Genomic DNA, 24,234 nt, shown 5'->3' on the forward strand with positions numbered 1-24,234 from the left:
TTTTTAGCCTTGTTGTCTGAATCTTTAACTAAAACAAAATTAACTGACCCTCTTATTTTGGACTTATTACAAAATATTAGAAAGCATAGATCTATGCTAGAGGACCTTAAGAGTATAAAAATTGATCCAAATTTAACAAACATTATATCTAATGAAATAGGCAGAGAACTCTATATTGAAAATGAATTTCATAAAGCAAAAGGATTTAGAAAGTTACATATTGAAGTAGCAGAATTTTCAAAAAATCTCAGAATATTACATTGCGTTTTTTTTCCTGATCCAAAGTTTGATATTCCAATTTTTGGGATGGATTTGGTAAAAATAAATGATATAGTTTCTGCTGCCATTGTTGATTTATCCCCGGCATCGCAAAACCAAGCTTTAAAATACGAAAAATTACTTTCTGGAGTTGATAAAAGTTCTTTTACCTCTTTGAGAGAGATTCCTAAATGGGGGCGGATTTTTTCTAATAATGTATTTTTTGCTTCCTTAAGAAATAAATCTGAAAAAAATGATTTTTGCAGTGTTGTAGATCAATACCTCTCTATTTTGATCAAATTAAGTAAGAAAGCTAAACCAGAATTTAATGAGGAAATTATCCAAGAGAGAATAGATTTTCAAAAAAATTATTGTGCGCAACAAATGAAAAATGAAAAGACTAGCATGGTGCTCTTAAAATATTTTGATGAAAAATGGGTCAATAACTATATAAAAACGGTACTCTTCGATTTTTAATGAAATTAAAAATACTTAAAAATTTATTTTTTTATTTACTATTAATTATGCCATTATCTTTTGGGGTGATTTCCTGTTCAGGCAATAATAAATCTAGTTCAAAATTTAAAGAGGAAATAATTTCAGATTTCATACCGCCCATTACAGCTGTTGCAGCCCTTGGTCAACTTTCTCCTTCGGGAGAGATTAGGCAATTGGCAGCTCCAATAAGTCAGTTTGGCTCTTCACCTAGAATTGTCGAAATTTTAGTAAATGAAGGAGATTTCGTGAAAAAAGGTGATATCTTGGCAATCTTTGAAAATAGAGAAAAGTTAATTGCTGATCTTGAAAGGAATGAAAATCTAATTAAAACTATTAACGATGAAATTTCCCTCAAAAAAGATCAAATTCAAAGGTATGAACTAGCTTTGAGCAAAGATGCATATTCTTTTGTAGAGTTTTCACAGAGAAAAGATGAATTATTAAAATTACAAAAACAGAAAATTAATCTTATCGGAGATCAAAAAAATATCGAGATAGATCTGTTTAATTCAAAACTAAGGAGTCCAATAGATGGTTTTATCCTTGGAATAAATACGAGAGTTGGTGAGAGGCCTAAAAATGAAGGGATCTTGGATATTGGTTCGAGTCAAAAAATGGAAGCTTTGATAGAGGTTTATGAATCTGATATTGATAGAGTCTTTATCTCTCAGAATGTTGAAATGAGTAGTGAAAATGGTGGTTTCCAAAAAAATCTTAAGGGAAAGGTTATTAGGATTAGTCCTCAGGTAAAACAAAGAAAAGTTTTATCTACTGATCCAACAGGGGATGCTGATTCGCGAATTATCGAGGTACTAGTAAAACTTGATCAAGACTCTATAGATATCGTTCAAAACTATGCAGGAATGAAAGTGATTGCAAAATTTATTCCTTGATGAGTTTTTCTTTTTTAAAATTTAGAAAAATACCATTAGCTTGGTTGTTACTAACTAGGCAACCATTAAGGCTAGCAGTTGCCATAGCTGGAATCAGTTTTGCAGGGATTTTGATGTTTATGCAATTAGGTTTTAGAGATGGTTTATTTGATACAAGCGTAACTATTCATAAACTTCTAGATGCCGATCTTGTTTTGATAAGTCCCAGATCAAAAAGTTCTATAAGTATGAGTGGATTCCCAAAAAGAAGGTTAATTCAGACTCTCGCAGTAGAAGATGTTGAAAAGACTGCTCCCGTCAATCTTAATTATTTACTTTGGAGAAACCCCGAAAATCTCAAAACTAGATCAATACTTGCATTAGGTTTTAATCCCTCGGATTCACTTCTTTTAGATGAGGGATTCTCAAAGAAAGCTTATAAATTGAGAAATCCATCAAGAGTTCTTTTTGACAAACTATCTAGACCTGAATTTGGCCCAATTGAAGAATGGTTCTTATCTGAAAAAAAAGTTGAGACTGAGGTTGCTGGAAAAAGAGTTATTGTTGAAGGACTTGTAGAGTTAGGACCATCTTTTGGTGCAGATGGTAATTTGATTACTAGTCGAGAAACCTTCTTAAGACTTTTTCCTGCTAATCCTCCTGGAAGTATAGAAATTGGTTTGGTAAAGCTAAAAAAAGGGTCTGATCCTGAATTGATTTCAAGGATATTAAATAACTCACTCCCAAATGATGTAAGGGTTCTTACAAAAAATCAATTTATAGAATTTGAAAAGAATTATTGGAAAAATAGTACTGCAATAGGTTTTATTTTTAGTTTGGGAGCATTGATGGGTTTTGTTGTAGGGTGTGTGGTTGTTTATCAAATTCTTTATAGTGACGTTACAGATCACCTCCCAGAGTACGCCACTTTATTGGCAATGGGGTATAGACTCAAGTCCCTTTTCTTTGTAGTAGCTAGAGAGGGGTTTTTGTTAGCATTGTTCGGTTATTTACCTGCTTATTTCTCTGGTCAAATACTTTACTCAGTTATAAGAAGTTCTACTAAGCTCCCAATAATAATGGACGCAGAAAAAACTATTTTAATTTTTGTATTAGTTTTAGTTATGTGTATGGGTTCCGCCGCTGTTGCGATGCGTAAATTAGTTGACGCTGATCCTGCCGAAATTTTTTAACACTTGAAGATAAATGGTTAAAGCTAATAAATCAAAAAATAATGTTAAAAACCTTAAAACAGTCTCAATAAATAATTTGAGTCACTTTTATGGAAAAAATGAGAATAAAAAACAAGTTCTCAATGACGTTTATTTAAATATTGACAAAGGGGAGTTGGTTCTTTTGAAAGGACCTTCTGGATGTGGTAAAACGACTCTTTTAACATTAATTGGGGCCTTGAGAACCTGTCAAAGTGGAGATTTAACTGTATTAAATAATCAGTTAAATGGAGCATCAAGGAAAACTCGTCAGATTCTTAGAAGAAGTATTGGAATGATTTTTCAAGGTCACAATCTTCTAAGATGTTTAACAGCAGAACAAAATGTCCAGATGGGCGCCGATTTAATAAAAGGTTTAACATATTTGCAAAGACGTGAAATAGCACGGAATTGGTTGTCAGCAGTAGGATTAGAAGAACATCATAAAAAGTTGCCAAATGACTTATCTGGTGGGCAGAAACAGAGAGTCGCAATTGCTCGAGCTTTATCTGCTAACCCAAAACTTTTATTAGCTGATGAGCCCACTTCTGCTTTAGATAGCGTCACAGGAAGAGAAATAGTAACCCTTTTAAGGAAACTAGCAAAAGAGCAAAATTGTTCTGTACTTATGGTCACCCATGATCCAAGAATTTCTGATATGGCTGACAGGATATTAAATATGGAAGATGGTAAAATATATAGTGCTCATAGTGAGCTAATATAATTAAAAGTTAAAAATTTTATGTCTAAGAGAAGGAATCTAAAAAAAGAAAAGCAGGAACGTAATAGAGCCTATGCTAGAAAATTCAAAAAAAGAAAATTAAGAACTGATGGAAGACCTGATGGTGGAAACGTTACAGGTACAGCAAATAATGGCGGTGCAGCTGATTAGGGAATATCTTATATTTTTATCTTTTGGAGTTCAATATAATATGCATATTTAAGACATAATCATGAATGTAAGTATTGTTATACCGACTTACAATAGATTACCTATATTAGAGAAATGTCTATTTGCGCTTGAGAATCAAAAATTAAATACAAATATCAGTAACTATGAAGTAATAGTAGTTGATGATGGATCAACTGATGGTACAACCACATGGATAAATAAAAACAAAGCTAATCTCCCACACGTTATTCTATTTCAGCAAGAACATGGAGGGCCTGCACTTGGAAGAAATCTGGGAGTAATTAAATCAAAATATGAAATTATTATATTTATTGATAGTGATCTTATTGTTTTAGACAATTTTATAAATTGCCACGTAGAAAAATTACATGCCTCTTGGAGAAAAAATGATAAAAAATGTTTTACCTATGGTTCAGTAGTCAATACATCTAATTTCCTAAATCCTCAGAGTGAAAAACATAAAATAATGGACACTTCTTTTGCATACTTTGCTACTGGGAATGTAGCGATATCAAAAGAATTGATTTTAAGTGTGGGATTATTCGATACTTCTTTTAGTCTTTACGGTTGGGAGGATTTAGAACTTGGAGAAAGATTAAAAAAAATTGGGACAAAATTAATTAAATGCCCAAAAGCAGTAGGTTTTCATTGGCATCCGCCATTTAATTGCGAACAAATAGATTCATTAATAGCTCAAGAAAAAGAGAGGGCAAAAATGGCTTTAGTGTTTTATAAGAAACACCCAAATATAAGGGTTAGATTTATGATTCAATTAACTCCTCTCCATAATTTACTTTGGCAAATTCTTTGCTTTGGAGGACTAATCAGTGTTGATAGAATCCTTCCTTTATTAAGATTCCTAGTAAATATAAGAAGAAATAGACTTGCTCTTGAGATACTAAGGATACCTCTTAATATGGTTTACATTAAACAGTTAACTAAATCAAGATAAAAACTTTTAGAAATACACATCACTTGCTACAATAACAAAAATAATTTCACACATCTGACAGTTTCGGGTGAATTATTAATATTAATTCCCCGTCAGATGGAGGCTAACCCGAAACCCCTTTTTAATTATGGCTGTTGTATCACTATCAGAAATGATGGAAGCTGGTGCTCATTTCGGGCACCAAACTAGACGTTGGAATCCCAAGATGTCTAAGTATATATATTGCGCGAGAAATGGAGTTCATATTATTGATCTTGTAAAAACAGCATTGTGTATGAACAATGCATATAAATGGACGAGAAACGCTGCAAAAAGCGGTAAACGTTTCCTATTTGTTGGTACAAAAAAACAAGCATCAGACGTAGTAGCTCAGGAAGCTACGCGCTGCGGAGCTGCATATGTAAATCAAAGATGGCTTGGAGGGATGTTGACTAATTGGACAACAATGAAAGCTAGGATTGAAAGATTAAAGGATCTAGAAAGAATGGAAAGTAGTGGTTCAATAGCAATGAGGCCCAAAAAAGAAGCTGCAGTATTAAGGAGAGAACTTGAAAGATTGCAAAAATATTTAGGTGGACTAAAGGGTATGAGAAGATTACCAGATGTAGTTGTATTGGTTGATCAGAGAAGAGAATCTAATGCAGTATTAGAAGCTAGAAAATTAGATATCTCATTAGTATCAATGTTGGATACAAATTGCGATCCGGATTTGTGTGAAGTTCCAATTCCTTGTAATGATGATGCCGTTAGATCTGTACAACTTATTTTAGGAAGACTTGCAGATGCTATAAATGAAGGTAGAAAGGGCTCTAATGCCGAAAGAAAAAATTAAATTCAAATTTAAAACTTACTATCCACTATTTTTTATTACTTCAAATGGGAAACATTACAGCAAAACTTGTAAAAGATCTTAGAGACAAAACTGGCGCAGGAATGATGGACTGCAAAAAAGCACTTAACGAAACAGAAGGAAATCTAGATAAAGCTTTGGAATGGTTAAGAAAGAAAGGTATAGCTAGTGCTGAAAAGAAATCGGGAAGAGTAGCGGCTGAAGGTTCAATTGGTAGCTACATACATACTGGATCAAGAGTCGGAGTTTTACTAGAGTTAAATTGTGAAACTGATTTCGTTGCTAGAGGTGATATATTCCAATCTCTGTTGAAGGATGTCTCGATGCAAGTAGCCGCATGCCCAAATGTTGAGTATGTATCAATTGATGAAATACCAGAAGAAGTTGTGGAAAAAGAAAAGCAGATTGAAATGGGTAGGGATGATTTATCTGGAAAACCAGAACAAATTAAAGAAAAAATAGTTGAAGGGAGAATAGCAAAAAGACTTAATGAGCTTGTATTGCTTTCACAACCCTACATTAAAGATAGTTCTCTGACAGTTGAGGATCTTGTTAAACAAGCAGCTGCAAAAATTGGCGAAAATATCAAAGTAAGACGCTTTACAAGATATACATTAGGTGAAGGTATCGAAAAAAATCAGATCGACTTTGCTGAAGAGGTCGCATCAATGCAAACAAACTAGTCACTTGAATGATTTGAATAATTTCAATAATTACATAGATAAATATAAAATTAATTCTCAATTAGATAGAGCAGACATACAAAAAAGAATATTAACTAGAAATATCCATAGGGAATATGAACTTTATCTTAATCTAGTAAGAGATCTACTTTTCATCTCTGTAGAAAAAGGCCTTAATCAAATATATAGTTATCCAACAATTAATGATAATTTCTTAAATGAAAATGAATTCTATAGCCTTTTTGAAAAAAAAATAAGTAAATTAATATTTACGAATTTGCCCTTTTTAACAGTAGAACAATTAAAGATAAATAAAATTGAAAAAAATATAAATAAGGAAATTAATTTTACTATTTTTGATGGGTGCACAAAAATAAAGGATGTTCAAAAAGAAAAATTTCAATATGAAGATGGTTTTCAATTAAAAGAACCCACTCAGTTCGAGATTACTGAAGACTTTTCAAATCCTTCTGAATATTATCAAGCTGATTATAAAGATTTCGTATCACTTGATTTAGATAATTACGACCATAATGCCTATTTATCTAGTAGCAATATTACTGAAAATTTAGGAGTTGAAAAACAATTTATCTCCTCGCTACTTGAATTATTAGGAGAAGGAAAGTTTGAGAAACTAAGACATACAGAAAAAGACAATATCAATCAAATGGATATATCAACCAAAAATCAGATTCCTAAAATTTTTGATTTAATAGATAAGTCACTGGAAAATTTACTAATGAATCTTTCCTATGAGATTAATCAAGAATTATTTAAGGCCAATCTAATAAAAAAGATGATATCCAAAGATTCCTTTGATTACTTAGTAGGCAAAAATTTGATGATAAAACATCCATATCCTTTTATTATTAATTTCGAATTCAACTTAAATCGTCAGCTATTAAACGGCAATAATCTTCCGAATATTATTTTTATTAATATATCTACTGTTGAGTTAGAGTTTAAAAATTTAAATCTTTCTATTCAAAGGAATAAAATAAATGAGCTCAAAAATCAATTTCAGCGTTTGATTAAAAAAGAGACTTACTGGAGGCAAAAACAAATAACTTTGAATAAAATACGTTGAAAAAATAACTCTTTTTCAAATGTGACTTTTAGTGGGAATAATAATAAATTAATTAAAGAATGGATAAGAACTCTTCAAAAGTCTCTTACTATTGAAACTGAAAATAAATTCATTAACACTTTAGGAAGAGAAAGATATTTTAATGATTATTTGCATGAATCATTAAAAAAACTAGATAATCTAAATCTCTCAGACGAATATTTAAGAATATTTTATGAATTTTCTAAAAAATATAGTGAATATAATAAATTAGATGAAAATCAAAGAAAAAGGTTAATTATAGATACAAGAAAAAATCTTTATAAACTAGGCAAAACTCAAGAAATAGAAAGTTCTAATATTATTTCTAATAAAGTTTTTCTAAATAAAGCTGATTCAAGTTTGTCTTTTGATTCAGATATTTCATTAATAAAAAATGTAGGAAAAGTTTATAAAAATAAGCTTAATGAATTAGGGATATTTCATATAAAAGATCTAATTAATTATTTCCCACGAACATATCTAGATTATACAAATAGAGTCAAGATAATAAATTTAAAACCAGATAATTTATACACGTGCATCGCAAATGTTAAAAGATTTTATATTCATAAGAGTAAAAAAAATAGTAATTTATCAATAATGAATATTGTGGTTTATGATGAAACGTCTTCAATAAAGGTTACAAAATTTTTTTTAGGAAGAAGATTTAGATCTTACTCCTTCTTTACATCTCAAAAATCTTTGTATACTGCTGGCACCAAATTAGCAATTTCCGGTAAGGTTAAACTGACAGAGTATGGTAAAACTTTTGTAGATCCGCAGATTGAAATTCTTAAGGATAATAATGACAATTATAATTTCTCAGGCAAAATATTACCCTTGTATTCATTAGGTGAAGCATTATCAAATATGAGTTTTATAAAACTTATGAAAAAGGTACTAATTTATGCAAAGCAATATCCAGAAATTTTAAATAAGAAGCAACTTGATTCATTATCTTTATTATCAAAAGGAGAGTCTTTGATTAATATTCATTTTCCACCAACTCAACAGGCACTTATTGAGTCAAAAAAACGTTTGGTTTTTGATGAGTTATTTCTACTTCAAATAAAATTCCTACTTAGAAAAAGAAAGACGAATAAAAATGTAACTTCCCAACAATTACCTCAAAAGAAATCTTTATTAAAAGAATTTTTAAATAATTTTCCTTTCGAATTAACAAAATCTCAAGAAAATGTTTTAAATGAAATTAAGAAAGATTTATCTAATCCCGTACCAATGTCTAGATTGCTTCAGGGAGATGTGGGAAGTGGTAAAACCATAATTGCAATTGCGTCTCTTTTACTTGTCATTGAAAAAAACCTGCAAGGTGCATTTATGGTCCCAACTGAGGTATTGGCAGAACAGCATTATAAAAATTTATTAAAATATTTGAACCCTCTTTTAGTTTCTGTTGAACTACTTACTGGGAATACTCCTCAAAAAAAGAGAAAAGAAATTTTCTCTAATTTGAACAATGGATTAGTTGATATCCTCGTAGGTACTCATGCATTATTTGAGGATAAAGTCATCTTTAATGCATTAGGAATGGTCGTAATTGATGAACAACATAGATTTGGAGTTACTCAAAGAAATAGATTACTAAACAAAGGAGATAATACTAACTTGTTATCAATGACAGCAACACCAATTCCAAGAACTCTTGCGCTTTCCATTTATGGTGATTTAGATGTAAGTCAAATTACGGAACTCCCTCCTGGGAGAGTTCCTATAACTACAAAAATAATTTCAGAAGATAATTTAACTAACTTGTTCAAAATTGTTGAAGATGAGATTAATAAGGGAAAGCAAGCTTATGTGATTTTGCCACTTATTGAAGATTCAGAAAAAATGAATTTAAGCTCCGCAAAGAAAACATTTAAATATTTATCAGAAGAGGTCTTTTTTAACAAGAAAGTTGGATTATTACATGGCAAATTAAGTTCGCAAGAAAAGAACGAAGTGATTAATTCTTTTTTAAAAAATGAAATTAATATTTTGGTTTCAACCACTGTAATTGAGGTTGGCATTGATGTTCCCAACGCCACAATTATGATTATTTATAATTCGGACAGATTTGGCTTGTCCCAACTACATCAATTAAGGGGGAGAGTTGGGAGAGGATCAACAAAATCTTTTTGTTATCTGGTAACCTCCGATAAAAATGGATTAGAAAATAAACGACTTTGTGTTTTGCAAAAATCTAATGATGGCTTTTATATCGCTGAAAAAGACTTGGAGCTTAGAGGACCAGGCCAGATTTTAGGATATAGACAATCCGGATTGCCTGATTTTGTACTGGACAATTTACCTAACAATAAATTCCTTATTGATAAGGCTCGTGAAGAAGCTATTAAGATTGTTAGTGGTGATCCTGATTTAAAAAAAAATATTGTTTTAAGGAATATACTTATTGATAATTCTGATAATAAATTCATTCATGATTTCTTAAATTGAGAACTATCATTGTAATTTTTGATATATATGTCACTATAAATCAATTGCAAATTTCAATTGAAAATTTGGAATAAAATACCAATTAAAGATAATGGAGATAAATTAATAGCTATACCTAGCTGCCTAAAGTTTTTAGATCCCCACCCTTACTTTCATTTAGGAGCCCCTTACAAAGATAAAACTTCTATTTGGAAATTAAGAAAGGAGGTTGTAAATAGATTAGTAAAAGTAAATGATTATTTGATATCAAAGAGTAGTTTTAACCTTTTAATTTATGACACTTGGCGACCTTTGGAAGTCCAGGAATTTATGTTTAAAAGAGCATTTTTATTAGAGTGTGAAAAATCCGATATTGATATTTCTTTTGAAAATATAAAATCTTATCCATCTATTTTAAAAAAAGTTGAAAAATTTTGGGCATATCCTTCTCGTGACACTAGGTGTCCCCCCCCACATTCAACTGGGGGTGCTTTGGATGTTTGTTTTTCAGATAAAGACGGAAATCTTGTTGAAATGGGAAGCATGGTTGATCAAATGGATGAGACCTCAAATCCATATTTTTATGCAAACATAAAGAATGAAGGAGCAATTATTTGGAATAGTAGAAGAAACTTATTAAGGGAAATTATGACTAAATTCGGATTTGCTCAACATCCTAATGAATGGTGGCATTTTAGTTATGGTGATCAATTATGGGCTTGGAAAAATAAAAAAGCAAATGCCCTTTATGGAAAAATTTAAATTCTATTGATTTTCATTTAGTAAATTTAATATATAATTTTCATCTTGAGTATTTATAAAATCTCCGAAATCCAAATCCAAATTACTCTTCCAATTATCAAATAATGGTTGTAGAGTTTTTTCTAAATCGTTAAGTTCCATTCTTTGTAAAAATGGTTTAGCAAGCCTTTGTAGATTTTTACTTCCCCCCAACCATAATTGGTATTTGTTTTGCCCACTACCAACAAGTGCTAATTCGGCCATATAAGGCCTGGTACATCCATTCGGACATCCTGTCATTCTAAATAATATTGTCTTTTGTATTTTTAGATCTAAAAGTAAATTTTCAATCCTTTTTAGTACATCAGGTAATATTCTTTCAGCTTCAGTCATTGCAAGACCACAAAGTGGTAAAGCAGGACAAGCTAAAGCGTGTCTTTGTATTTCATTAATGTTATCTAAATTTTCGTATCCAATTTTTGAAAGAGAATTTTGAATTGCGCTTTTGTTTTTATTGGCGATATTACAAAGTAAAATATCTTGATTAGGTGTGAGTCTTAAATCTAAATTATATTTTTTAACAATACTCGAGATGGTATTCTTCTTCTCTCCAGATAATCTTCCCGATAATAATGGTAAACCTACGAAATGGGAGGTTTTATTTTGTTTATGCCAACCTAGGTAATCAATAAGAGCCTTATCAGGTTCTTTTCTAATTTTTTTAATTTCTTTTTTGAAATATTTATCAGAAAGTATCTTTTTGAACCATTTAATACCTTTTTTATGAAGAAGATATTTCATTCTCGAATTTTTTCTTGATTTTCTATCACCATAATCTCTTTGAATAGCCACAATGCTTTGTATTAATTCATAAACATCAGGTTCTTCAACATATCCAAGTGGATCTGCAATTCTGGCAAAGGTCTCCTCATTATTATGTGTGCGACCCATACCACCTCCAACATAGAAGTTGCACCCTTCTAAGTTTCCATCTTTAGAAGTAAAGGCAACTATTCCTATGTCATTAGTAAGAAGATCAACAGAATTGTCCCCAGGAACTGTCACAGCACATTTGAATTTTCTCGGTAAATAAGTTGAACCATAAAGAGGCTCATCTTTTATTCCACTAAAAACATTATCTTTGAATTGGAGCTTCCTAATTGCTTCAATATCTTTGTCAGGCTTTATGGTGTACTCTAAATCTCCGTCAGCCCAAAGCTCTAAGAAAGTGCCTTGGCCAGCCATTGGGGTGAGAAGATCTGCAACTTTTTTTGCCAATGCTCTTGCAATATTATATTCTGGCGAGTCAAATGGAGCCGCAGGTGCCATAACGTTTCTATTAATGTCTCCACATGCAGCTAATGTGGAGCCCATTGAATTTACTATTGTTTGAATTACTTCCTTCAGCTTCTCCTTTCTGATTCCATGCATTTGAAAGGCTTGTCTTGTAGTGGCCCTAAGTGTTCCATTACCTAGTTTGTCAGATAATTCATCTAATGCTAAAAATAATTTCCCAGGGACTTCACCACCCGGATTTCTTAACCTAAGCATCATTTGCCAATCTTTACTTTTGCCCGGCCTTCTATTTTCCCTGTTATCTTGTTGATAACTACCATGAAATTTTAATAACTGGACTGCATCATTAGTAAAATGATCACTTTCATTGACTAATTCTGTAGCAAGTGGCTCCTTAAGGAATTGGCTACTTTTCTTAAAATTTTCAAATTTAGAGACTTCTAGTCCATTTGCTAAACAAACAGTCTCTTCCTTTGCAGAATCTTTTTTCTTTTTTACTTTCTCAACCTTGATCAAAGGACCAAAACATATCTCTTTTTATACATTAGCGAAAAGCTTATTTAACTGGTAGTAAATTATAGTAAGAATAGTCATATTTTTTTCTTGTCTAAATATTTACTTGAGATAGGAACAGAAGAGTTGCCCGCAAAATTTTCTTATTCTGTTCTAGAGCAATTTAAATCTCTAATAGAATTTGAATTGGATAAAAAGTTAATCAAATTCGAACATATAGTTGTTACCTCCACACCAAGGAGGATAGTTCTACTTCTCGAAGGTTTAGTTGATTATGCAGAAGATAAAATAATAGAAAGGAAAGGGCCTAAAGCAAATTCAGCTTATTTAAATGGATGTCCTACTAATGCTGCTTTGGGATTTGCTAATAGCTTAGATATAAATGTTGGTGAGCTAGAAATAAAAAATACGGAAAAGGGTGATTTTGTATTTGGAAAGAAAATTGAGAAAGGACTATCAACAAAAATTTCTTTGTCTTCGATTATCCCAAAATTAGTAAAGAGTCTTCAAGGCGCTCGATTTATGAAATGGGGGGCCGGGAACATGAAATTTTCAAGACCAATTAGGTGGATTGCCTCTATTTATAATGATGAAATTCTTGATTTTGAATTTGATGAATGTGATCCAAAAATCAAAATAAGTAATAAAACAAAAAGTCATAGGCTAATCAATGAAGTTTTAGAAGTTCAGAATCCTGATGAATTTTTTGAATTATTGAAACGAAATAGAGTAATAGCTATTCGAAAAGAAAGAAAAGAAAAAATTGAAAGTTTAATAAATCAGGCATCTAAATCTTTAAATCTGGAACCTGACCTTTCAGAAGGATTACTAAATGAACTTACTGATTTAGTTGAATGGCCAGACTTAATTATTGGCAAATTTAGTAATGAATTTCTTGATCTTCCTGTTGAAGTCCTCTCAACAGTCATGAAAATTCATCAGAGATACGTTCCTCTTTTATTGAAAAATGAAAGTTTTTCTAAACTAGATTTAAGCTCTGAAAAAAATATTAGTACAACTTTCTGCGTTATTTCAAATGGTCTTGAAGAATCAAATAATAATATTGCCAAAGGTAATGAGAAAGTATTAAGGGCAAGGTTTTCAGATGCAAAGTTTTTCGTAGAAAGTGACAAAAAAGTTGCTTCAATCGAAAGAAATGAAAAGCTTAAATCTGTTTCATATTTGAAAGGACTTGGAAATATATTTCAGAGGGTAGAAAGGATAGAGGAAGTTACTAAAAAAATTCTTAAATTTTTAAATGATAAGTCTTTAGAAGAAAAAAAAATAATAGAAGCTGCTAAATACTGCAAAAACGATTTATGTAGTGAAATTGTTTTCGAATTCCCTGAGCTGCAAGGAATAATGGGTGCTAAATATCTTAAATATGAGGGATTTAGTGAGGATGTTTGCTTGGCTGTCGCTGAACATTATTTACCTTCTTTTTATAAAGATGCTTTGCCCTCCACAAAATATGGTGCAATAGTTTCCATAGCAGATAAGGTCGAAACTTTAATAAGTATATTTATTTCTGGTAAACGTCCCAGTGGATCATCTGATCCTTATGCTTTAAGAAGAAATTTGAATGGAGTTATTAAAATAATTTGGGATTACGAATTTGATTTGCCTTTAGATAAATTATTTAACGAACTTATTGATTTTTGGAAAATCGCATTTCCGAATTTAAACTTCTCAAGAGAAAAAGTTTTTAATGATTTAAATGAATTTTTAGTTCAAAGAATTGTTAGTCATCTAGAAGAAATATCACTAAGTAAAGAATTAATAAGGGCCGTTTGCTCTTCTGATGAATTATCTAAAAAAAGAGTATTGAATATTGTTGATCTTAAAAATAGGATTAAATCTATTATGGATTTTAATGAAAAGGAAAATTTTGTTGAAATCCAGAAGGTAATTACTAGGGCAAGCAAATTAGCTAATAATAGTGATCTTTCAACAGACGTTCTCGCTACAAGAGATTATGTAAACACAAAACTTTTTGAAAAGGATTGCGAATTGAAAGTTTTTGAATTTATTGAAGAATTAGAAAAACTTTTTTCAGAAGATTATTGCAATTATTTGGAACTTCTAAATTTGTTTGAGATTAATGTAAATACTATCGAGGATTTATTTGATAATGAAAAAGGAGTCCTAATAATGTCAGAGGATTTAAAAATAAGAAATAATAGACTCAATTTGTTGAGCTTAATTAGAAATTATTCTCTAAAAATAGCCGACTTTACACTTTTGAACTCTTAACTTTAATGCCTCCCTTTATCGAATAATTTTCTAGCATTTTTTCTACTTCTTTATTTTCCCTGACGGCACTATCAACGGGTTTATATTTTAAAGGCGCTAAGGCTTTCCCTCGTAAAATCGAGCCAAGTGTAAGCATTGTAATTTTTAGTTGCTGTAATGGCTTCATGGAGACAACTTTTTTGTATAAATAACTATCAAAAGTAAGTCTTTGCACATCCATGTCATCACACATCTCAACAAAGGCTTCTCTTGCAGAATCATTTCTGTAGAAAATATTTTGGAGGATTTCTAGCACCTTATAAGTTGTGCCATATTTTTTATCCCACTTTTTAAGATAGTTTTTTAAATCTTTTTCTGATGGAATTACTTGACCGTTTTTTGATGCTTCAACAATTTCCTCAGCACACATTCTTCCACTTTTTGCAGCAAAATAAATACCCTCTCCAGAACTTTTTGTAACATAGCCAGCTGCATCACCAACCAATGCCATTCTCCCAACTACTCTTCTTGGCCTTGGATGCTCAGGGATAGGGTGTGCTTCTACCTTAATTACTTCACCATTAACAAGTCTTTTCTTTGCCCGGTTTCTTACACCCTCTTGAAGTCCTTTTATTAATGACTGATTCTTTTGCATGGTTCCAGTTCCTACAGCAACATGATCATATTTAGGAAATACCCACCCATAAAAATCAGGAGAAACATCAGTTCCGACATACATTTCAGCAAGATCTTCGTAGTAACTCATTTCTTCTTTAGGGAGTTTAATTCTCTCTTGAAATGCAATCGCAACTTTGTAATCCCCTGCATCCATAGCTTTTGCCACTCTACTATTAGCTCCATCAGCACCGATTAAAAGGTCAACAGTAAGTTCCTTAAGTTCTCCTTTTTTATCTCCATTCGTGAAATCTGAATAGGAGAGTTTATATGGCCCTTGATTATTATCACCAGTATGAATAGAAGTAACTAATCCATTTATTAGTGTTGCCCCAAGATCTGATGCTCTATTACGCATAAAAGCATCCATAACTTCCCTTCTACACATCCCAATAAATTCATTATCGCTTTTCCCATAAACTCTATCTAGACTTATGTCTACCTCTCTATTTGATGGAGATATCATTCTCATATGCCTTACTTTTCTATCAATAATTGACTCAGGCAAATCAAATTCTTCTACCATACAAAGAGGTATAGCTCCTCCACATGGTTTCGCATTATCTAATTTTCTCTCGAAGAGCCAAGTTTTTATTCCAGCTTTAGCAAGTATTTCTGCAGCACATGAACCACTTGGACCTCCACCAATAACAGCTACCCTCAACATATGAAAAAAAAATAATACTGTATATAAAAACTACATCTTTTTTGCTTATAAAAGTGCATTTCTTAAAATAATAGTTAATATCGAAATATCTTTTCCAAATTCACTTCTAAATATTGGAACTAAAAAAAGATATCGATCAATTTGATTTACCACTTGCTAAAAGAACTTACCTAAATAGCCCAAATTCATCATTATTAAAAAAATTTCTAATATTTTCTCCATTTCTTTTTCTTATCTTTTCTGTCGTTGCATTGCGATTTATTAGAAATGTAGAATTAATGCCTCTTAATAATCTCAAATCTCAGGTTGAAAGAAATCATGATGCCAGAATTTTAGGCCACCTTCCCTACAACGAAGCTCCTAAAGAGAAACTAGTTTTAATTGAGCCTAATATTGAAGTTCATATGGATATGCGCGATTCTCTACTAAAGATGAGAGAAGAAGCCAAAAAGGATGGTATATATTTGATCTTCTTGAGTGGTTATAGATCAATAAATTTGCAAAAAGATATCTTTTATTCTTTAAAATCCATTAGAAATCAAGAAGCGGCAGAAAGAGCTAGAGTTTCAGCCCCCCCAGGGTATTCTGAACATAGTACAGGTTTTGCAATCGATATTGGTGATGCTAATCAGAGGGAGACAGACTTTGAACCAGACTTTGAAAATACTGATGCCTTTAGATGGCTAATAAAAAATGCAGCTAAGTTTCACTTTAAGTTATCGTTCAACAAAGATAATAAATATATAGATTACGAACCCTGGCATTGGAGATATGAGGGGTCAATTGAAGCATTAAAAGTTTTTGAAAGCTCAAATAGAAAATTATAAATCTAATTGATTAATTTAATTATTCAATTAGATTATTTTTTTCAAAGTCTTAAAAAGAAAATTTTCATAATAAGCATACTTTGAGTTAGCCTTAATAAAGTCAAACTTCTATTTATATAAATTCTATAAATGTCATCTTCGATAAAAGAAATTAGAAATGTTGCAATTATTGCTCACGTAGATCATGGCAAGACAACGCTTGTAGATGCATTGTTATCTCAATCAGGAATATTTAGAGACAATGAAGTTATCCCTACATGTGTAATGGATTCAAACGATCTTGAAAGAGAAAGGGGGATAACAATTCTCTCAAAAAATACTGCAGTTAACTATAAAGATACCAGAATTAATATTATAGATACACCTGGACATGCTGATTTTGGAGGAGAAGTTGAGAGGGTTTTGGGAATGGTTGATGGTTGTCTGCTTATTGTTGATGCAAATGAGGGACCTATGCCTCAAACAAGATTTGTTTTAAAAAAAGCATTAGAAAAAGGACTTAGGCCTATAGTCTTTGTAAATAAAATTGATAGACCACGAGTAGTGCCAGAACTAGCAATTGATAAGGTCCTTGATTTGTTTTTGGAATTAGGAGCTGATGATGATCAATGTGATTTTCCTTATCTTTTTGGGAGTGGCTTATCTGGTTTCGCAAAAGAAGAGATGGAATCTAATAGTGACAATATGATGCCTCTTTTTGAAGCTATTATAAGACATGTTCCTCCTCCAGTAGGTGACTCTAATAAGCCTCTTCAGCTACAAATAACTACCTTGGACTATTCTGATTTCTTGGGCAGAATAGTAATTGGAAAGATCCACAATGGAACTATAAAAAATGGCCAACAGGCTAGTTTAATTAAAGAAAACGGAAAAACTATTAAAGGTAAGGTTAGTAAGCTTTTAGGATTTGAAGGATTACAAAGAATTGATATAAATGAAGCATTTGCAGGAGATATTGTTGCTGTTTCTGGTTTTGATGACGTCAATATTGGTGAGACCATAGCATGTCCCGATTCTCCTCATCCTCTCCCATTAATCAAAGTTGATGAACCTACCTTAAATATGACTTTTGTTGTCAATGATTCACCATTCGCGGGAAAGGAAGGGAAATTTGTTACCAGTAGACAATTAAAAAATAGATTGGAGAGGGAACTTCTAACAAATGTTGCCCTAAGAGTAGAAGAAACTGATTCTCCTGACAGGTTCTCAGTTTCAGGAAGAGGAGAATTACATCTAGGGATATTGATTGAAACCATGAGAAGAGAGGGTTTTGAGTTCCAAATATCACAACCTCAAGTAATTTTCAGAGAAATTGATAACGTTGAATGTGAGCCTATAGAGACTTTGGTTTTAGATGTGCCTGAAGTATCTGTTGGTTCTTGCATCGAAAAACTTGGATCTAGAAAGGCAGAGATGAAAAACATGCAGACAAGTTCAGATGGTAGAACTCAATTAGAATTTCTTGTTCCATCAAGAGGATTAATCGGATTTCGTGGGGAATTTGTAAGGATAACCAGAGGTGAAGGCATCATGAGCCACTCATTTTATGAATATAAACCTAAAACAGGAGATTTTGAAACCAGGAGAAACGGAGTCCTTATAGCTTTTGAAGAAGGTGTTGCCACATTTTATGCATTAAAGAATGCTGAAGATAGGGGAGTCTATTTCATTAAACCTGGAGTCAAAGTTTATAAGGGGATGATAATTGGAGAGAATAATCGACCGCAAGATCTTGAGTTGAATATATGTAAAACTAAGCAGTTGACTAATATGAGGTCTGCAGGAGCAGAAGAACTTGATACTTTGCAGTCACCTGTTGATATTACCCTTGAAAGAGCACTCGAATATATTGGTCCAGATGAAATGCTAGAGGTAACACCAGATTCAATAAGAATGAGAAAAATTAATAAAAAGAAAAAAAATTAATTATTAGTTTCATGAATGAAGAAAGTACAAAAAGTTTTAAAGATTCCCTTTTTACTGCTTTAACTCTTTTTAATAATCATGAATGGTATGAGGCTCATGACGCTTTTGAAGAAATATGGAATTTAGTCGATGGTGACGAAAGACAAGTTATCCAGGGAATTTTACAAGTATCTGTTTCTCAGTTTCACTTAAGTAAGGGTAATTTAAATGGAGCTACTATTTTGCTTGGAGAGGGTTTAGGTCGAATAAAAACTAGAACCAATATTAATTTAGGGATTGATCTTGAATCTTTCTGTAGATGCTTGGAAGATTTATTAAGGAAATTACAATATGAAGAGCTAGTAAATGAGAAAGATGTGCCTTCTTTGAAACCTCTTTGATAAATATGAATATTACTTTATCTTCAGTTAAATTTCTATTTCTTTTTTTTTAAGAAAACAAGAGAACTAATCGATCTCAATGAAAATGTACCTAAAAATTCATAATGTATCACTTTCAATTAAAGGAAAATTAATTGTAAATGATGTTTCCATAACTGTTAATCCAGGGGAAGTTGTAGGTTTGATAGGACCTAATGGTGCAGGGAAAACCACCACTTTTAATCTTGTAGTTGGGAATATAAAACCTGATAAAGGTGGAATATTAATGAATGGTAAAAATATTACCAATCTTTCTCTCCCAATTAGATCAAGACTTGGGTTGGGTTATTTAACTCAAGAAGCGAGTATATTTAGAGACCTCACTGTAAAGGATAATATAGATTTGGCTTTGAAGAATTCATCCTATAGCAGAGCAGCAATTAGAAATAGAAGAGAAGAACTAATTAATGAATTTAATTTGAATAATTTTGTAGATAGTTATGGTTATCAACTTTCAGGTGGAGAAAGAAGAAGGTGCGAAATAGCTAGAGCTCTCTCTGTAGGAAGAAAAGGGCCTAAATATTTATTATTAGACGAACCTTTTGCGGGGATTGATCCTCTTGCTGTTAATGATTTAAAGAAACTAATTCTTAAGTTAAGTAATGCAGGAGTAGGTATTCTTATTACAGACCATAATGTAAGGGAAACCCTTCAAATTACTAATAAATCATATGTATTAAGTGAAGGGAAAATTTTAGCTAACGGATCATCAAGTGAATTGGCTGAAAATCCAATAGTTAAGAAGTATTATCTAGGAGATAATTTCAAACTTTGAAATGCTTTTAAAAAAAATTAAAACTTTATTATTAAATATTTACTCATATAAAGATGATTTTAATTATTATTTGTTTGTCATTGAATATTAAAACTTGAGAAATTTCTAGAAATGATACTAGATAATTTTTTTAAAAATTTAATATATGAACCAGTTTCAGTTTTAGGTCTTTTAGTTTTTTATTTTTTATTAATTAACTTACCAATTTCTTTGGGTGCAGTTTTTAAAAAAAAATCTTCTTTTGCTGTAAGACTTATTACGATTTTAGTGAACTTATTAATAACATTACAATTACTTTTTAGGTGGTCAATTTCTGGGCACTTTCCTATTAGCAATTTGTATGAATCTCTTTATTTCCTTGCTTGGGGTATCACATTAGGTCAACTGTTGGTTGAAAGAGAATACCAAGCTCCAATAATTCCCTCAATTGCTATACCTATTGAGTTGCTTATTGTGTCTTTTGCTTGTTTTGTTTTACCTGAGGATTTGAAATCATCATCCAACTTAGTTCCAGCTTTAAGGTCTAGTTGGTTAGTAATGCATGTTAGCGTCGTAATGCTTAGTTACGCAGCATTAATAATAGGTTCTTTACTTTCAATGTCCGTTTTGTTTATTAATAAAAATAAGCCGCTTCAAATTAGAAGTAGTTCTACAGGTATAGGAGGATTTAAACTTTCAAACAGTTATCCTGTAAATGATTTAGTTGAATCTATTGAATTCTCTCACTCAGAAGAATTAGATACATTAAGTTATCGTTCTATATTAATAGGTTTTGTTCTTTTGACTCTTGGTTTGATATCAGGTGCGGTCTGGGCTAATGAGGCCTGGGGTACATGGTGGAGTTGGGACCCAAAAGAAACATGGGCATTTATCTCATGGTTGTTTTATGCCGCTTATCTGCATATGAGAATAAGCAAGGGTTGGCAAGGACGCAAGCCAGCATTATTAGCATCTACAGGTTTTTTAGTTGTTTTAGTATGTTATTTAGGAGTTAATTTTTTAGGAATAGGGTTGCATAGTTATGGATGGATATTTGGATGATTTCTTAATCATCCAGAATATTTATTGAGGTTCTGAAAGAACATCCCCTTTTTGTGCTTCTTGTGCAACTTTTCTCAAGTCATCACATCCTTCTTTTAATGTTGGGTAAGCAAACATTCCGCTACCTGCAATAAAACAATTAGCACCAGCATGGGCACATTGTGAAATAGTCCAATTTGCTTTTATCCCACCATCAACTTCAATGTCGACATTTAAGTTTTTTTCGATAATAAAGTTTCTTATTTCTCTGATTTTATTAAGCATTGTTGGTATGTAAGCTTGTCCTCCAAATCCTGGATTAACTGTCATAACCAAAACATGATCAACCATATCCATAATGTTTTTAATCATTTCAAAAGGAGTATGTGGGTTTAAAGCAACAGAAGGAGATCCTCCTAGATCTCTTATTCTCCCGAGAACTCTATGCAAATGAATATTTGCTTCGGCATGAGCTATTACTACTCCTGGTTCACCATTCGCCCCTTTTGTGGCGTTTACGTAAGATTCAAGCATAGTTTCACAGTTGTATTGGCTCACCATTAATTGTGTTTCAAAAGGGACATTGCAATATTTCCTGCATGCAGCAATCATTTCAGGACCGAATGTAAGATTTGGCACAAAATTCCCATCCATTACATCAAATTGAATTCTATCTACCCCAGCTTCCTCGAGCTCTTTCACACAAGCCCCCATATTTGCCCAATCTGCTGGTAAAACTGAAGGAATTATTTGAATTGGTCTATTAACACCAGCTAAAATTGTTTGATTTGACTCAGTCATTTAATTTTTAAAATATTTAATAAAGATACTATATTTAGTTGTTTATTCCTAATTTCAAGTCACGGCCTGATAAAGTATCACGTGTAAAGAGTTAAAAAAAGCTTACTAGCATAATAATTCTCATAAAAAATGTCATTTTTTATGAGATCATACTCAAAACCTTTAAGAAAATCCTCAAAATTTAATTGTGAATCAAACTTTAATTCAAGAAATTCTCGAAGTTGTCGAGCAAGCAGCTATTGCCTCAGCAAAACTAACAGGACTTGGTCAAAAAGATGAAGCTGATGCTGCAGCTGTAGAAGCAATGAGATTGCGAATGGGCAAAATTGAAATGAAAGGGAAAATTGTTATTGGAGAAGGTGAAAGAGATGAAGCACCTATGCTTTATATAGGTGAAGAAGTAGGCAGTGGAAATGGCCCAGGGGTTGACTTTGCAGTAGATCCTTGTGAAGGAACAAATCTTTGCGCTAATAATCAAAGAGGTTCTATGGCGGTTTTAGCTGCCTCTGATACGGGTGGTCTTTTCAATGCGCCTGATTTTTACATGAACAAATTAGCAGCGCCTCCCGCGGCCAAAGGTAAAGTAGATATTAGAAATTCAGCTACTGAAAACTTGAAGATACTAAGTGATTGCTTGGGCCTTTCTATTGATGAGCTTACTGTAGTTGTAATGGATAGAACTAGGCATAAAGATTTAATTAAAGAGATTCGAGGATGTGGTGCCAAAGTACAACCGATTTCTGATGGTGATGTTCAAGCTGCGATTGCATGTGGTTTCGCAGGTACTGGAACACATTGCTTGATGGGTATAGGTGCAGCCCCAGAGGGTGTTATTTCAGCTGCTGCAATGAGAGCTCTCGGTGGACACTTTCAAGGACAACTAGTTTATGATCCAGCAATAGCTCAAACCTCTGAATGGGCTGATTACACAAAAGAAGGAAATATAAAACGTCTTAATGAAATGGGCATAACAGATATAGATAAAATCTATGAAGCGAATGAATTGGCATCCGGAGAAAATGTTGTTTTCGCTGGAAGTGGTATAACTGATGGCTTATTATTTGACGGAGTTAAATTTGAAAGGGATTGTGTAAGAACAAGTAGTTTAGTTATTAGTACGTTAGATAGTACTGCAAGGTTCACAAATACTGTCCATATAAAAGATGGTGCTAAGAGTATCAGCCTTTAAAAATTCACTTTTAATTTTATGCATATTGTTGTCGTCGGACTGAGTCATCGCACGGCACCTGTCGAAGTGCGTGAGAAGTTAAGTATTCCTGACCAATCCATAACAGAGTCATTGAAAGCATTAAAAGCTTTCTCTGATGTATTAGAGGTATCAATTTTAAGTACTTGTAATAGGCTGGAAATATATGCGCTAGTAAAGGATAAAAATACTGGAATTTCATCTATTAAAGAATTCATATCAGAATATTCTGGAATTATTTTTGACGATTTAAATCCACATCTTTTTTGCTTTAGACAGGAAGAAGCAGTTTTGCATTTGATGAAAGTTTCGGCAGGACTTGATAGCCTCGTTTTGGGTGAAGGACAAATCCTTTCGCAGGTAAAAAAAATGATGAGATTAGGTCAAGAGAATCAATCTACTGGACCAATACTTAATAGATTATTAACTCAATCAGTTAGTACAGGTAAAAAAGTAAGATCCGAAACAAATTTAGGAACTGGAGCCGTGTCAATCAGTTCGGCAGCGGTAGAACTAGCACAATTAAAAATTGGACAAGAAAAAGGTTTCGATAATCTTGTAAGTTTGGAATCAGAAAATGTTCTTGTAGTTGGCGCTGGAAGAATGAGTAGGCTTTTAATAACTCATTTAAAATCAAAAGGATGTCATAAACTTATCCTTTTAAATAGAAATATTGATAGAGCTTTAAATCTTGCTCAAGACTTCCCTGATTTAGAGATTGTTTGTAAAGGTTTAAACGAATTAGAAGAAAACATATCATTATCTTCGCTTGTTTTCACCAGTACTGCTTCTGAAGAGCCAATTATTGATCTCACAAAAATTGAAAAAATAAATTTGAGTAATAGACTTAAATTTATTGATATTGGTGTGCCGAGAAATATATCTAATGATGTCAAACAACATGAATTTGTAAAATCATTTGATGTTGATGACTTACAAGAGGTCGTTTCAAGAAATCAAGAATTTAGACAGAAAATAGCAAAGGAAGCGGAATCTTTAGTAGAAGAAGAAAGGATCATTTTTCTAGAATGGTGGGCAAGTTTAGAGGCCGTTCCAGTAATTAATAAACTTAGATCAGATTTGGAGTTAATTAGAAAGGAGGAATTACAAAAAGCACTAAGTAGAATGGGACCAGATTTTTCGGCTCGAGAAAGAAAAGTTGTGGAAGCTCTGACTAAAGGAATAATTAATAAAATACTTCATACGCCGGTCACCAAGTTGAGAAGTCCTCAATCAAGAGAAGAAAGACAAGTTTCTTTGAAAATCGTTGAAAAATTGTTTTCTTTGGTAGAAGAGGATAAAAATAACTAACTTTTTTCTATTTATATTAAGTTTTTCCAGTGATTTATCGAAA

Annotated in this window: 22 protein-coding genes; 19 read left to right on the forward strand and 3 right to left on the reverse strand. The window is 32.1% G+C overall.

Features of this window, described 5'->3' with window-relative positions; all coding sequences use genetic code 11:
- Nucleotides 1-9 precede the first annotated feature (9 nt).
- The 11 genes from SIB45_RS06765 (at nucleotide 10) to SIB45_RS06815 (ending at nucleotide 10,543) form a co-directional block, all read left to right on the forward strand.
- Entirely contained in the window at nucleotides 10-735 is a 726-nt protein-coding gene (locus tag SIB45_RS06765) for a phycocyanobilin:ferredoxin oxidoreductase (protein WP_011862786.1), read from the forward strand.
- Entirely contained in the window at nucleotides 735-1,649 is a 915-nt protein-coding gene (locus SIB45_RS06770; RefSeq protein WP_011862787.1) for an HlyD family efflux transporter periplasmic adaptor subunit, read from the forward strand. The genes SIB45_RS06765 and SIB45_RS06770 overlap by 1 nt, the downstream gene beginning before the upstream one ends.
- Nucleotides 1,649-2,821, forward strand: coding sequence for an ABC transporter permease DevC (gene devC / locus SIB45_RS06775; RefSeq protein ID WP_011862788.1), 1,173 nt, complete (start codon nucleotides 1,649-1,651; stop codon nucleotides 2,819-2,821). The genes SIB45_RS06770 and devC overlap by 1 nt, the downstream gene beginning before the upstream one ends.
- Nucleotides 2,822-2,834: 13 nt before the next feature.
- Nucleotides 2,835-3,563 carry a DevA family ABC transporter ATP-binding protein gene (locus SIB45_RS06780; protein WP_011862789.1) on the forward strand — a complete coding sequence of 243 codons (729 nt, stop codon included), beginning with the start codon at nucleotides 2,835-2,837 and terminating at the stop codon, nucleotides 3,561-3,563.
- A gap of 18 nt (nucleotides 3,564-3,581) precedes the next feature.
- The gene (locus SIB45_RS06785) at nucleotides 3,582-3,731 is read left to right on the forward strand and encodes a hypothetical protein (protein WP_011376314.1); all 150 of its coding nucleotides are present in this window, start codon (nucleotides 3,582-3,584) and stop codon (nucleotides 3,729-3,731) included.
- 61 nt (nucleotides 3,732-3,792) lie between these two features.
- On the forward strand, nucleotides 3,793-4,704 hold the full coding sequence (locus SIB45_RS06790; protein WP_011862790.1) for a glycosyltransferase family 2 protein: 912 nt from the start codon (nucleotides 3,793-3,795) through the stop codon (nucleotides 4,702-4,704).
- A 127-nt stretch (nucleotides 4,705-4,831) separates the two neighbouring features.
- On the forward strand, nucleotides 4,832-5,536 hold the full coding sequence (gene rpsB, locus SIB45_RS06795) for a 30S ribosomal protein S2 (RefSeq protein ID WP_011818259.1): 705 nt from the start codon (nucleotides 4,832-4,834) through the stop codon (nucleotides 5,534-5,536).
- A 44-nt stretch (nucleotides 5,537-5,580) separates the two neighbouring features.
- A complete protein-coding gene (gene tsf, locus SIB45_RS06800) occupies nucleotides 5,581-6,237 on the forward strand; it encodes a translation elongation factor Ts (protein ID WP_011862791.1) in 657 nt (218 codons plus the stop codon).
- A complete protein-coding gene (locus SIB45_RS06805; protein WP_011862792.1) occupies nucleotides 6,173-7,324 on the forward strand; it encodes a hypothetical protein in 1,152 nt (383 codons plus the stop codon). The genes tsf and SIB45_RS06805 overlap by 65 nt, the downstream gene beginning before the upstream one ends.
- Nucleotides 7,325-7,345: 21 nt before the next feature.
- The gene (gene recG / locus SIB45_RS06810) at nucleotides 7,346-9,802 is read left to right on the forward strand and encodes an ATP-dependent DNA helicase RecG (protein ID WP_011862793.1); all 2,457 of its coding nucleotides are present in this window, start codon (nucleotides 7,346-7,348) and stop codon (nucleotides 9,800-9,802) included.
- A gap of 57 nt (nucleotides 9,803-9,859) precedes the next feature.
- The gene (locus tag SIB45_RS06815) at nucleotides 9,860-10,543 is read left to right on the forward strand and encodes a M15 family metallopeptidase (RefSeq protein ID WP_011862794.1); all 684 of its coding nucleotides are present in this window, start codon (nucleotides 9,860-9,862) and stop codon (nucleotides 10,541-10,543) included.
- A gap of 3 nt (nucleotides 10,544-10,546) precedes the next feature.
- Here SIB45_RS06815 and SIB45_RS06820 read toward each other — a convergent pair whose 3' ends face one another.
- Entirely contained in the window at nucleotides 10,547-12,334 is a 1,788-nt protein-coding gene (locus SIB45_RS06820) for an NADPH-dependent assimilatory sulfite reductase hemoprotein subunit (RefSeq protein WP_011862795.1), read from the reverse strand.
- Nucleotides 12,335-12,421: 87 nt separating this feature from the next.
- Between SIB45_RS06820 and glyS the strand changes: the two genes are divergently transcribed.
- Nucleotides 12,422-14,584, forward strand: a complete 2,163-nt coding sequence (gene glyS, locus SIB45_RS06825; RefSeq protein ID WP_011862796.1) for a glycine--tRNA ligase subunit beta — start codon at nucleotides 12,422-12,424, stop codon at nucleotides 14,582-14,584.
- Here glyS and chlP read toward each other — a convergent pair.
- On the reverse strand, nucleotides 14,565-15,905 hold the full coding sequence (gene chlP, locus SIB45_RS06830; protein ID WP_011862797.1) for a geranylgeranyl reductase: 1,341 nt from the start codon (nucleotides 15,903-15,905) through the stop codon (nucleotides 14,565-14,567). The two genes, glyS and chlP, sit on opposite strands and share 20 nt — an antisense overlap.
- Nucleotides 15,906-16,018: 113 nt before the next feature.
- Between chlP and SIB45_RS06835 the strand changes: the two genes are divergently transcribed.
- The 5 genes from SIB45_RS06835 to ccsB all read left to right on the forward strand — a co-directional run bounded on the left by SIB45_RS06835 (nucleotide 16,019) and on the right by ccsB (nucleotide 20,893).
- Nucleotides 16,019-16,732 carry a D-alanyl-D-alanine carboxypeptidase family protein gene (locus SIB45_RS06835; protein WP_041484680.1) on the forward strand — a complete coding sequence of 238 codons (714 nt, stop codon included), beginning with the start codon at nucleotides 16,019-16,021 and terminating at the stop codon, nucleotides 16,730-16,732.
- A 129-nt stretch (nucleotides 16,733-16,861) separates the two neighbouring features.
- Nucleotides 16,862-18,658, forward strand: coding sequence for a translational GTPase TypA (gene typA, locus SIB45_RS06840; protein ID WP_011862799.1), 1,797 nt, complete (start codon nucleotides 16,862-16,864; stop codon nucleotides 18,656-18,658).
- A gap of 11 nt (nucleotides 18,659-18,669) precedes the next feature.
- Entirely contained in the window at nucleotides 18,670-19,038 is a 369-nt protein-coding gene (locus tag SIB45_RS06845; RefSeq protein ID WP_011862800.1) for a DUF309 domain-containing protein, read from the forward strand.
- Between the two features lie 85 nt (nucleotides 19,039-19,123).
- Nucleotides 19,124-19,852, forward strand: a complete 729-nt coding sequence (gene lptB, locus SIB45_RS06850; protein ID WP_187146068.1) for an LPS export ABC transporter ATP-binding protein — start codon at nucleotides 19,124-19,126, stop codon at nucleotides 19,850-19,852.
- Between the two features lie 111 nt (nucleotides 19,853-19,963).
- On the forward strand, nucleotides 19,964-20,893 hold the full coding sequence (ccsB, locus tag SIB45_RS06855) for a c-type cytochrome biogenesis protein CcsB (RefSeq protein ID WP_011862802.1): 930 nt from the start codon (nucleotides 19,964-19,966) through the stop codon (nucleotides 20,891-20,893).
- 21 nt (nucleotides 20,894-20,914) lie between these two features.
- Here the strand turns inward: ccsB and rpe are convergent, their stop codons facing one another.
- Nucleotides 20,915-21,673 carry a ribulose-phosphate 3-epimerase gene (gene rpe, locus SIB45_RS06860; RefSeq protein WP_011862803.1) on the reverse strand — a complete coding sequence of 253 codons (759 nt, stop codon included), beginning with the start codon at nucleotides 21,671-21,673 and terminating at the stop codon, nucleotides 20,915-20,917.
- A gap of 187 nt (nucleotides 21,674-21,860) precedes the next feature.
- Here rpe and glpX point away from each other — a divergent pair, with 187 nt between their 5' ends.
- Nucleotides 21,861-22,862, forward strand: coding sequence for a class II fructose-bisphosphatase (gene glpX, locus SIB45_RS06865; RefSeq protein ID WP_011862804.1), 1,002 nt, complete (start codon nucleotides 21,861-21,863; stop codon nucleotides 22,860-22,862).
- Between the two features lie 18 nt (nucleotides 22,863-22,880).
- On the forward strand, nucleotides 22,881-24,191 hold the full coding sequence (locus tag SIB45_RS06870) for a glutamyl-tRNA reductase (protein ID WP_011862805.1): 1,311 nt from the start codon (nucleotides 22,881-22,883) through the stop codon (nucleotides 24,189-24,191).
- The last annotated feature ends 43 nt before the right edge of the window (nucleotides 24,192-24,234 follow it).

Origin of the sequence: Prochlorococcus sp. MIT 1304 (assembly GCF_047305015.1) — a bacterium.
Lineage (GTDB): Bacteria > Cyanobacteriota > Cyanobacteriia > PCC-6307 > Cyanobiaceae > Prochlorococcus_A > Prochlorococcus_A marinus_E.